The sequence below is a fragment of the Rheinheimera fenheensis genome (genome assembly GCF_039871805.1).
Lineage (GTDB): Bacteria > Pseudomonadota > Gammaproteobacteria > Enterobacterales > Alteromonadaceae > Alishewanella > Alishewanella fenheensis.
This window is the reverse complement of sequence record NZ_JBDPJM010000003.1, coordinates 115361-126585: the sequence shown is the minus strand read 5'-3', so window position 1 is coordinate 126585 and position 11225 is coordinate 115361. Positions and strand designations below refer to the sequence as shown.

Here is an 11225-nt window from a genome sequence, read left to right as displayed (position 1 = left end):
GATGTCACGCTTTCGTCTGCTTCCCGATGAACAACTGGCCCGTTCGCCGTTATCACAGCTGTGGCGTGAATTTAGCCGCCAGCACAGCGCCGTGGCAGGCCTTATTCTGTTTAATGCATTTTTTGTTTTGGCCATACTGGCGCCGCTGATTACTCCGCATGGTCCTTATTGGCAAGATGATACGCTACTGCTTTTGCCCCCCTCATGGTCTGAATTGGGGTTAGTGCAATATCCGCTGGGTACTGATGATTTGGGCCGGGACCTGTTTTCCCGTATTCTGGTAGGTGCGCGTTATACCTTTGGTATCGCGGTGATAACAGTAATCGGGGCGCTGATCATGGGATTGTTGCTGGGCACCCTGGCGGGCATGAGCCGGGGGGTAAAATCCAGTGTGTTTAACCATATCCTTGATTTGGCGCTGACCATACCGTCCTTACTACTGGCCATTATTATTGTCGCTATTTTGGGCCCTGGCCTGCTTAACACCACCTGGGCAATTATGCTGGCCTTATTACCCCAGTTTGTGCATGGCATTCGCAATGCCATTGCCGAGCAATTAAGCCAGGATTACGTTATTGCCTACCGGCTGGATGGCGCCAATAACTGGCAAATTTTCAGCCGCATTGTCATACCCAACATCTGGGAAAAGCTTACCTTAATGGCAACGATGGCACTGTCGACGGCTATTTTGGACATAGCGGCCTTAGGCTTTCTTGGGCTGGGTGCGCAGGCGCCCAGCGCAGAATGGGGCGCCATTATTGCTGATTCCTTAGATCTAATTTACATCGCACCAGCGGGTGTTGCGGTCCCGGGCTTACTAATTTTCTTAGCAGTATTATCCGTCAATATGGTGGGTGACGGTTTGCGTACTGCAGCGAAAAAGCGGCGGGAAAACTGATGTTATTACTGGATATTAAAAACCTGACCATAGAGCTGAATACCGCCGATGGTCTGGTGCGTGCAGTAGACAGGGTAAACCTGAGCCTGCGTGAGGGTGAAACCCGCGGCCTGGTAGGTGAGTCCGGCTCGGGCAAAAGCCTGGTCGCCAAAGCGATAGTTGGGGTGCTAAATAAGCGCTGGCAAATCAGTGCCGATCGTTTTAATTGGCGTGGCCAGGATATGCTAAGCCTACCCTACGAGCAGCAGCGCAAGATTATCGGCCGCGATATCGCCATGATTTATCAGGAGCCCAGTCGCAGCCTGGATCCAACCGCTCACATCCTGGAGCAATTGGAAGAAGCCATACCCGACCACCTGCTGGACGGCCCCTGGTGGAAGCGCGCTTACCTGCGCCGGCGTAAGGCCATCGGTTTGCTGCACAAAGTCGGTATTCGCGATCATCAAAGCGTATTGCAAAGCTACCCGTTTCAGTTATCTGAAGGGGTATGTCAGAAAATTATGATCGCTATGGCGATTGCAAAAAACCCTAAGCTATTAATTGCCGATGAACCCACCACAGCGCTTGAGAGCACCACACAGGCGCAGCTGTTTCGCTTACTGGCCAGCTTTAACCAGCTAAAAGGCATGTCAGTATTGCTGATAAGCCATGAGCTGGAAAGTATTGCCCGTTATACCCAAAGCTTAAGCGTGCTGTATTGTGGCCAATTAGTAGAAGCAGGTGAAACGGCCTCAATTTTAAAACATCCCTATCACCCCTACACCCATGCCCTGATTAAAAGCGTACCGGAGTTTCAACCAAACCTGCAGCCAAAAACACCACTGTATGCGCTGCCCGGTAGCATACCGGTGTTACAGCACTTGCCGATAGGTTGCCGTTTAGGCCCGCGCTGCCCGAATGCGCGTAAGGAATGCGTAAAAACCCCGACACTGGAGCGGCTGCAAAACCATTATTACAGTTGCCATTTCCCGCTCACCGGAGCCAAAGAGCCATGACTACCCTGTTAGATGTACAGCAGCTTTGTAAGAGTTACCGCAAGCAAAGCGGTTTATTCCGTTATCGCACTGTGCAAGCACTGGATAACATTAGTTTTAGCTTACAACAGGGCAAAACACTGGCGGTGGTGGGTGAAACCGGTTCGGGCAAAAGCACCCTGGCCAAGCTGTTAGTGGGCATTGAAAAGCCCGACCAAGGCCGCATCCTGCTGGATGACACTGAAGTACAGCTAGGGCATTACCGGCAGTACAACCATCAGGTAAGGTTTATTTTTCAGGATGCGGCGAAATCGCTAAACCCACAGCAAAAAATTGGCCAGATGCTGGATGATGTACTGCGCTTTAGCACTGACATGGACGCAGACACCCGCAAACAGAAAATTCAGCAAACGCTTAAACAACTGGGGCTATTAAACGAGCACAGTGAATATTATCCGCACATGTTCTCCGGCGGCCAGCTGCAGCGCGTGGCACTGGCCCGGGCGCTTATTCTCGACCCTAAATTGCTTATCCTCGATGAAGCACTGACAGCCTTAGATCCGTCGCTACGGGCACAAATTGTCAACCTGCTGCTGGAACTGCAGCAAAACACCGGGCTGGCGTATTTGTTAATTACCAACCATCTGCGCCTGGTTAAACACATAGCCGATGATTTATTGGTATTACATCAGGGCAAAGCGTTGGATTATGGCGAAACCGCCTATGTGTTTGAGCACGCCGAGCACGATTACAGCCGTAAACTGATCAACAGCGCCATTGCATAAAAAAACCGTGGCAAGCCACGGTTTTTTCTTTCATGTTACTGGCATTTAGTAATATAACTCTTCCAGCTTAGGCTGCAGGGCTAAGTTGCCGCCAATTTCAGCGTCATCTGCACCATCAAACGCATTTAACGCATCGACCAGGCTGGCATAGCGGCTATCTACAACAGTGTCCGGTTGCTCGGCGTACGCCATCGACTGCCAGTCCATGCTGCTTGTTGCATCTGCTAGCTGTTGGGTTACGCTATTGCTATCCCACACAGTACCATCAGCGAACTGGATTTGATCTAACCGATAAGCACTGGCGCCTGCCTCGGCAAAATAATTCACCACTGTGACACTGGTGTCTGCGACCGCTAACAGCAAGTTGTCACCATCACGCTGCACCGCTACATCACCCGGGTTTATGCCTTGCGCAAAGCGCAGCACATCAGTGCGCCCTGTTGTCGGATCATAATTATTGATAGTGTTATGACCGTCATTAGCGCCAAACAGGTAAGTGTCGTTGCCCCGGCCACCCAACAAGTAATCATTACCCGCACCGCCGTTAAGGATGTCATTGCCGTTACCAGCATCGATAAAATCATCGTCAGACGAGCCGACAATGTTTTCTGCCTCACCAGTGCCAACAAACACATTGCCAAAGGCACGCTCATCCGGTAAATCGGTATAGGCCAGCGAACCTTGCGGATTAGGGTTGGTCAGGCCAAAGGCGCCAAATATCTGATTAGCACTAATTTCGCCACCGGCAGCAAAACGGATGGTTGGTACCACATAGTCGCCACCAAGGAACCAGTTTTTCAGGGTAACTTTGTCACTGCCGCCACCAATGTTTAATACCAAGTCATTACCCGATTTCATTAAACCACTGGCTACCTGATTAAAGCTGATGCCCTCAAACAGTAGTACATCTTCACCTCCGCCACTGTTATCAATAGTGTCGTGGCCACTGCCAGCGCTAAAAACATAGGTATCGTTGCCACGGCCACCGCTAAGCTGATCATTGCCCGTGCCGCCGTTTAATCTGTCGTTACCATGCGAGCCTGACAATATATCTGCCGCGGCGCTGCCATTTAGCGTATCGTTGCCAGCAGTTCCTTGCACAGCGTTCACTACCGGTGCATCAGCATATAAGCCATTACTATTGAGCACCAACAAAGCATAACCATAACCAATAGTCGGAATTCCCTTGCCATCGGAATGATTGGGGTGCTCACCCTCAACTAATTTCAAAAGATTTAAAATTAAATCAACTTCATTTTGACACGAACTGCCAGTTAAATTTACAGTAGTTAAAGCCATTCTCACTCTCCTTGTTTAAGGCTATTTATACCCGATACCACGCAATATGCGTTTTTCTTTTCGTTATTCAAGACCGCCGTGACTCCAAGACTGACATGTGAATAGGCGATGTTATATTCATAAGCAAGCAAACCACGACTTGGTGATATCACAATACCAAAACCAAAATCACCTCGGTTGGTCGGCGCAGATTTGCCACCTACGTGAGAACATTGATTTACATCCCATAAATCTACATAAGGTAAGGTGATGCCTTCAAAGTCAATAACAGATGGGGTTTTAATGTTAAATGGCGAGTATGCACCACTTGGCATGATCCCAATATAAGCCGATTTGTTATAGCTAAATTTATACAGATAATACGGTGGCTGCATCTCGAAATGGCGAATTTGACTCCCATCAATATATTCTATTTGTTTTATTTTAAAATCAGTGCAACTAGTTTTTTCATTCATATAATCAACTAATTCATCATTGCTTTTTAGTATCACTTTTGGATGAAGAACTTTGACTTCCCCTTTTATAAACTCATCAACTAACGGCTCGCAAATAGCAGGGTAAGTAATATTCTTTACAACAATGTCTCGATAACTAGATAATAAAGAAACAAACTCATCTAACTTCCCCCATGGTTTAGATGAATAATTTATTTCAGGGGTTTCATTTGCCAAGCACTGCATTGACAAAAGAACGAGAGCTATGCAAAACAAATATTTACCTACCATTTTAAAATCCTTATTGAATAGCTTGGGTTTTAACAAAATAACAAATATCTTGTGTTTGATTTGAGGGCTGCCCAGTACGTAGTAATTCAAACTCATTTACTATTTTCTCGGCATCATAAGAGGGAGTGTATTTAACAATCGCGATTGCATTTTTTTCATCAATGGTTTGGTTATATGCAAGTAACGGATCACTGATGTATGTATCCACATTGGCAAACATGGCAACATAATAAGTTTTATTGAGCAATAAAGGCCGAATATACGAATCAGACAGATTTGGCCAACTATGACCAACCGCCCCTGTTTTATAAACTGTTGTTCTGCTGATAGGGTATTCTTTAAGAACATAGCTATTTGTAAACCTGCCCAAATAGCCTATTTCTGGGGTGAACTGTTGGCCATTTTCAGCCCCTTTTAGCTTGTTATATGATCCTTTATCATATATGTATATATTGTCATAAGCTCTATTCTGATAAGTATGAGCACCTCTTCGTTCGAAAGAGATAAACTCATCGATACCATTATTATCTATGTCAAAAAATGCCCCTTTATACAAGTGCTTGGAGTAAGAGGTATATTCCTGTTCATACTCATTTTCGCTTAGCAACTCATCCTCAAAGTTAGGTTCTAGAGCACTTTTTTTCCTTATAATAAAATATGGTTGGTCCCACTTGAGCCAATTAAATTCTTCATGTTCCTCTAGTACAAGCTTACCCTTCTTCCTTAAATCGACATTAAACAACTGATACAGATGCTGGCATACTTTATCATCCTTACTCATAGTCAGAAGGTAATGTTCCGCCTTTACCGCCGTTGCATATAGCCCTGAAAAAAAGAGTAAAAAACACTTTATTTTGTTGTTCATATCTTATCTCCTAAAAAACTCTGAACTAATGAGCTGAGGGCACATTAGAATCTTTAACGCTCACGCGCCCCTTCATCCACCGCTTTTATCACCGGTGATAATAAAAACTCTATAATCCGCCGCTGGCCGGTTTTTACTTCTACCGTTACCGCCATACCCGAGCTTAGCGGAACGGCTTTATTACCGGCTTTAATACTGTGCTGCTTTAAGGCCACCTTTAACGGAAACACCAGCCCCACGCCTTCCATTTCCACCGCGTTGTTGGAGATGTCGATAATTTCGCCGCAGAGCCGCACGATGCGCATCAACGGCTAAACTCGAACACTTTATCTGTTGTGATCTGAAAGACTAGCGCTGTAGCAAGGCCGACTGATTGAATAAGGGAGGTTATTGTCTTAAATACGCGCCAGAATAAAGTAACTGTCATCATGGCTTTTGCTGCAGAGGGGCAACAATAGCCAGACACTGCACGCCAACGGCAAATGGCGAATTCTGTGACATAAGTTCCCTTTATCACTAAATAATAAGGGTTGCATACTAATGTCTCGAGTTAAAAAAATAAACGCCTTGCGTTACATTTTTTAATATTATGATAAATATTTAAGCAATAAAAAAACCGTGGCAAGCCACGGTTTTTTTATGTCACCGATGTGGTTACATCGGCTCTGTGCTTTGTGCTGCACGTAAATTGCGGCTGATCTCAGCTTTGGCTTTTAAAGACGCTATCAGCGCTCTGTAAGCCTGCTCTGCCTGCTGATCGGCTAGGCGGTCAAGCTGGGCATTATCTGGTACCAGCGTCACTTCAGCGTCTTTTACCGCCGTTACCGACACTAAAGCTGCATCACCATTGGCCAGTGTAGCCAGCTCAATCGATGCAGTATCGACCGGACGGGCCATGGCAAAGGCTTTAGCACGAATTTCACCATCTAAAGTACCGCCAAAACGCGGTGTGTCAGCAGATTGCTCCAGTGTCATCTTAAGGGCTTGTGCTTGCTCAGCCAGACTGCTGTTAGCAATCTCGGCCAATACTTTTTCAGCCTGTTGTTTGGCCAGCAGCGCGCTTTGCTCGGCACGCACTGCAGACTCTACCACGGCTTTTACTTCGTCCAGGCTTTGTGTACGTGCGCTTTGGTAATCTTTTACCCGCACTACGATGGCACGCTCTCTACCCAGCTCTATCACTTCGCTGTTTAAGCGCTGCTCAATAAAGTCCGCTTCAAACAATTTGGTCAGTACTGCAGGCTCATTTAACGGCGCTGTCGCTTCGTTACGGGCAAATAAACCGGTTGACATCACTTTTTGCCCTACTGCGGCCGCAGCGTCTTCCAGCGTATCAGGTACTTCAAAGCTTACTTCGGCCAGGCGCTGTTGCAGCTCGTAAAACGCTGCTGTGGCACGGTCTTGTTTTAAGGTTTGGGCAATTTCGTCAGATACTTCGGCTAAAGGTTTAACCTGAGCCGGCTCCAGCGCCACTAATTTTATGATGTGGTAGCCATAAGCACTTTTCACCACCTGGCTTAACTGGCCTTCGCTTTCAAGGGCAAATGCAGCCTGCTCAAAATCGGCGTCCATATCACCGGGGGCTAACCAATCCAAAACACCGCCATTTTCAGCCGAGAAGGTATCTGCCGAATTTGCCTTTGCCAACTCGGCAAAGTCTGCACCGTCGTTTAGCTGCTTAAGCAGTTGCTCAGCCTGGGCTGCCACGTCAGCGTTATCTTCTTCAGATTCCAGCATGATATGCGCAACCTGACGGCGCTCTTCGCGGGTGTAGCGGGCCTTGTTGGCGTCATAATAGGCCGCAATTTCATCTGCCGTTACCTGCTCATCCGCAGCCAGGGTTTGCGCAGAAATTTCGACATACTCAACGGCCACTTTCTGCTCAGTTTCAAACTGCGCTAAATTAAGCGTGTAGTAATCTTGCAGCATTTGATCAGTGATGCTGACCTGACCGGCGTAATCCGCCGCTTTAAAACGCAAAAAGCTAATATCACGCGTTTGCTGTTGCAGTTTTAACAGCAGCTGCATTTCCTTGGCGGTAGCAAACTCGCTGCCCAGTAAGCCCATGACTAACTGATTACGCGACATTTGTTCACGAATAAGCTCACGGAACTGATCAGGCTGGTAACCGGCCTGACGCAGCAACGCCAGGTAGCGGTCATTGTTAAACTGGCCGTCAATCTGAAACTCTGTCATCGCTCTGATGGCAGAACGCACCTGCTCGTCGCTGACACGCAGGCCCAAACTGTCAGCATATTGTTGCTGTAGTCTTTCGTCTATCAGACGTTCTAATACTTCTGAGCGGAAATTGCTCATATAAGCAGGATCGGCGGCTAACGCAGCGTACATTTCTCCGAACTGTTGCTGCATACGGGCACGTTCATTCTGAAAGGCCTGTTCAAAATCCTGGCGGCTGATTTTCTCGCCGTTAACTTCTGCGACATTCGTCTCGGCTGGCGTTGATAAGTAACTGCCAACACCGGCTAATGCAAATGTCAGGATCACCAAGCCTAAAATAGACTTAGCGATAATTCCCTGTGAGCCTTCTCTGATTCTTTCTAACATCTTAGCGCAATCTCTTTATTCAACTTTTCGCCGCCAAAGGGCAGCAACATCAGTTTTATGTTGCTGTAAAAAAAAACGCATCTTAACAGATGCGCTTTTTTTAGAGAAGCCTTGGGAGGCGTCGGTGGCGGGTTTAGGCTACCTTGTTTGGTTTGCCGCACCAGCATGCAAACCTCACAGCACTCCCAACCTGAGCGTTACCTTAGCGGCAACGCTACAGCTTAGTTACATGCGTCTTTTAACGCTTTACCAGGCTTGAAAGAAGGAATTTTCGCAGAAGCGATTTGAATAGTGGCACCAGTTTGTGGGTTACGGCCAGTACGGGCAGCACGCTCGCGTACGCTGTAAGTACCAAAACCAACTAATGCTACAGAGTCGCCTTCCTTAAGAGCTTCGGTAACAGCGTCAATGAACGAATCTAAAGCACGACCAGCTGCCGCTTTAGAAATGTCTGCACCAGCAGCAATTTTGTCGATAAGTTGAGACTTGTTCACAATATCATCCCCTTCAATTGTTATTATTTTCAACACCTACACGTTATTAGTTTTGTAAGTGAGCGTCCTCGTTATAACAAGCATCCAGCATGCTTGCAAGCAAAAGAAGCGACAAAACTAATAATTCTGGCTTTGACTGCAGCCCTTGTATAACAAGGGCTTGGTCGAAACTGTCCATAACTTAGCACAGCCAACGGGAATGAAAAGCCCCTATGCAGGATTTTTTTCCGTTTTTTTGCTTTTTGCTGAATTTTTTGCCGTATCCAGCACTGAAACACGCGCCAAAGGCTCTTGTAACGCCAGCTCCAGCACTTCGTCAATCCATTTTACCGGGCAAATTTCGATATCACCTTTCACATTGTCTGGGATATCTTTTAAGTCCCGCACGTTGTCATGGGGAATAAGCACCCGCTTAATACCACCACGATGCGCCGCCAACAGTTTCTCCTTCAAGCCACCTATCGGCAGTACTTCACCACGCAGGGTAATTTCACCGGTCATGGCCACATCAGCCCGTACCGGGTTACCGGTTAAGCTCGACACCAGTGCCGTTACCATGCCAATACCGGCGCTGGGGCCATCTTTGGGTGTGGCGCCTTCCGGCACATGCACATGAATATCGCGCTTTTCGTAAAAATCTTCATTGATCCTAAGCCCTTCAGCCCGGCTACGCACTACGGTCATCGCCGCCTGAATCGACTCTTTCATCACGTCACCCAGCGAGCCGGTGAAGGTTAGCTTGCCCTTACCGACCACTGAAGCGGCTTCAATGGTGAGTAAATCGCCGCCCACTTCGGTCCAGGCCAGACCGGTAACTTGCCCTATCCGGTTGCTGTCTTCGGCTTTACCGTAGTCATAACGCTGCACGCCTAAGAAATCTTCCAGGTTTTGCTGGTTAATCACCACCTGCTTCAGATTTTTTGTCAGTAAAATCTGCTTAACGGCCTTGCGACACAGTTTGGAGATTTCCCGCTCTAAACTGCGCACACCGGCTTCTCGCGTGTAGTAACGGATAATGCCGATAATGGCACTATCTTCAATCAGGATCTCACTGGCTTTTAAGCCATTGCGCCCGACTTGCTTCGGAATAAGATGCTGTTTGGCGATATTAAGTTTTTCATCCTCGGTGTAGCCGGCCAGCCGGATCACTTCCATCCGGTCTAACAGCGCGGCCGGAATGTTCAGACTGTTTGAAGTGGCGAAAAACATCACGTCAGACAGATCGTAATCCACTTCCAGATAGTGATCGCTAAAGGCAGTGTTTTGCTCCGGATCCAGCACCTCTAACAGCGCGGCTGCCGGGTCACCACGAAAATCGGATGCCATCTTATCAATTTCATCCAGCAGGAACAGCGGGTTACGCACGCCCACTTTGGCCATTTTCTGGATAATTTTGCCTGGCATAGAGCCTATATAGGTTCGGCGATGACCGCGGATTTCTGCCTCATCACGCACACCACCAAGCGCCATGCGCACATACTTACGACCGGTCGCTTTGGCAACCGACTGGCCCAGTGAGGTTTTACCCACACCTGGCGGCCCGACCAAACACAAAATAGGCCCTTTGAGCTTATTCACCCGCTGTTGCACGGCTAAATACTCAACGATGCGCTCTTTCACCTTTTCCAAACCGTAATGATCAGCATTCAGAATTTGCTCTGCTGCCGCCAGGTTTTTCTTCACTTTGCTGCGCTTTTTCCACGGCACGTTGCTCAGCCAGTCGATGTAGCTACGCACTACGGTCGCTTCTGCCGACATTGGCGACATCATCTTCAGCTTTTGTAATTCGCTGCGCGCTTTATCGGCCACTTCTTGTGGCATCTGCGCCTGCTCAATCTTTTTGCTTAAGGTTTCAAACTCATCCGGTGCATCTTCCAGCTCGCCAAGCTCGCGCTGAATCGCTTTCATTTGCTCGTTCAGGTAATACTCGCGCTGGCTTTTCTCCATCTGCTTTTTCACCCGGCTACGAATACGCCGCTCTACCTGCAGGATGTCGATTTCACTCTCCATCATCGCCATCAGGTATTCCAGCCGCTCAGTCACATTGAAGATCTCCAGCACTTTTTGCTTGTCTTCAACTTTAAGCGGCATATGGGCGGCCATGGTGTCAGCCAAACGGGCCGGATCGTCAATGCCGGTCAGCGCAGTGAGCACCTCAGGCGGGATCTTTTTATTAAGCTTGATATAGCCTTCAAACTGATTAATTGCCGAGCGTAAAAACACTTCCTGCTCGCGGCTGTCCACTTCCGCCGTTTCAATAATATCTACGTAGGCAGCAAAGGCTTTGTCTGTCTCGGTAAACTCTCCCAAACGAGCGCGACGGCTACCTTCTACCAGCACCTTTACTGTGCCGTCCGGTAACTTTAACAGCTGCAAAATGGTAGCTACAGTACCGACCTGATACAAATCGGTAGCGGCAGGATCGTCCAACGTGGCATCTTTTTGCGCCACCAGAAATATCTGTTTGTCATTTTCCATCGCCGCATCAAGGCATTTGATAGATTTTGCCCGGCCGACAAACAGCGGGATGACCATGTGCGGGTAAACCACCACGTCGCGCAGTGCCAATACCGGCATATGCAAACGTTCAGCGTGTTCTGATGTCATTGATTCTCTCTCG

At 47.9% G+C, this 11225-nt stretch carries 10 protein-coding genes; 3 read left to right on the top strand and 7 right to left on the bottom strand.

Going from position 1 to position 11225, the window contains the following annotated elements; genetic code table 11:
• Nucleotide 1 precedes the first annotated feature (1 nt).
• Genes ABGI61_RS06095 through ABGI61_RS06085 form a run of 3 tightly spaced genes read left to right on the top strand, consistent with a single transcriptional unit; the run spans nt 2 to nt 2657 of the window.
• Nucleotides 2-898, top strand: coding sequence for an ABC transporter permease subunit (locus tag ABGI61_RS06095; RefSeq protein ID WP_347598432.1), 897 nt, complete (start codon nt 2-4; stop codon nt 896-898).
• Complete coding sequence (locus ABGI61_RS06090) at nt 898-1893, top strand: peptide ABC transporter ATP-binding protein (protein ID WP_347598429.1); 996 nt, start codon at nt 898-900, stop codon at nt 1891-1893. The genes ABGI61_RS06095 and ABGI61_RS06090 overlap by 1 nt, the downstream gene beginning before the upstream one ends.
• Nucleotides 1890-2657, top strand: a complete 768-nt coding sequence (locus ABGI61_RS06085; RefSeq protein ID WP_347598426.1) for an ATP-binding cassette domain-containing protein — start codon at nt 1890-1892, stop codon at nt 2655-2657. Before ABGI61_RS06090 ends, ABGI61_RS06085 begins: the two co-directional genes overlap by 4 nt.
• 45 nt (nt 2658-2702) lie before the next feature.
• Here ABGI61_RS06085 and ABGI61_RS06080 read toward each other — a convergent pair whose 3' ends face one another.
• From ABGI61_RS06080 to lon, 7 genes are all read right to left on the bottom strand, one after another.
• Nucleotides 2703-3956, bottom strand: a complete 1254-nt coding sequence (locus ABGI61_RS06080) for a calcium-binding protein (protein WP_347598423.1) — start codon at nt 3954-3956, stop codon at nt 2703-2705.
• Nucleotides 3957-3958: 2 nt separating this feature from the next.
• A complete protein-coding gene (locus tag ABGI61_RS06075; protein WP_347598420.1) occupies nt 3959-4681 on the bottom strand; it encodes a hypothetical protein in 723 nt (240 codons plus the stop codon).
• Between the two features lie 10 nt (nt 4682-4691).
• Nucleotides 4692-5546, bottom strand: a complete 855-nt coding sequence (locus ABGI61_RS06070; protein ID WP_347598417.1) for a hypothetical protein — start codon at nt 5544-5546, stop codon at nt 4692-4694.
• Between the two features lie 53 nt (nt 5547-5599).
• On the bottom strand, nt 5600-5854 hold the full coding sequence (locus ABGI61_RS06065; RefSeq protein ID WP_347598414.1) for a hypothetical protein: 255 nt from the start codon (nt 5852-5854) through the stop codon (nt 5600-5602).
• 346 nt (nt 5855-6200) lie between these two features.
• Entirely contained in the window at nt 6201-8111 is a 1911-nt protein-coding gene (locus tag ABGI61_RS06060) for a SurA N-terminal domain-containing protein (protein WP_347598411.1), read from the bottom strand.
• 221 nt (nt 8112-8332) lie between these two features.
• Nucleotides 8333-8605 carry a nucleoid-associated protein HU-beta gene (gene hupB, locus ABGI61_RS06055; protein ID WP_008220336.1) on the bottom strand — a complete coding sequence of 91 codons (273 nt, stop codon included), beginning with the start codon at nt 8603-8605 and terminating at the stop codon, nt 8333-8335.
• A 210-nt stretch (nt 8606-8815) separates the two neighbouring features.
• Nucleotides 8816-11212, bottom strand: coding sequence for an endopeptidase La (lon, locus tag ABGI61_RS06050; RefSeq protein WP_347598408.1), 2397 nt, complete (start codon nt 11210-11212; stop codon nt 8816-8818).
• Between the last annotated feature and the right edge of the window lie 13 nt (nt 11213-11225).

Bases quoted from the DNA above. Each gene is read 5' to 3' on its own strand.
- ABGI61_RS06095 (WP_347598432.1), top strand. From the start codon at position 2: ATGTCACGCTTTCGTCTGCTTCCCGATGAACAACTGGCCCGTTCGCCG.
- ABGI61_RS06090 (WP_347598429.1), top strand. From the start codon at position 898: ATGTTATTACTGGATATTAAAAACCTGACCATAGAGCTGAATACCGCC.
- ABGI61_RS06085 (WP_347598426.1), top strand. From the start codon at position 1,890: ATGACTACCCTGTTAGATGTACAGCAGCTTTGTAAGAGTTACCGCAAG.
- ABGI61_RS06080 (WP_347598423.1), bottom strand. From the start codon at position 3,956: ATGGCTTTAACTACTGTAAATTTAACTGGCAGTTCGTGTCAAAATGAA.
- ABGI61_RS06075 (WP_347598420.1), bottom strand. From the start codon at position 4,681: ATGGTAGGTAAATATTTGTTTTGCATAGCTCTCGTTCTTTTGTCAATG.
- ABGI61_RS06070 (WP_347598417.1), bottom strand. From the start codon at position 5,546: ATGAACAACAAAATAAAGTGTTTTTTACTCTTTTTTTCAGGGCTATAT.
- ABGI61_RS06060 (WP_347598411.1), bottom strand. From the start codon at position 8,111: ATGTTAGAAAGAATCAGAGAAGGCTCACAGGGAATTATCGCTAAGTCT.
- lon (WP_347598408.1), bottom strand. From the start codon at position 11,212: ATGACATCAGAACACGCTGAACGTTTGCATATGCCGGTATTGGCACTG.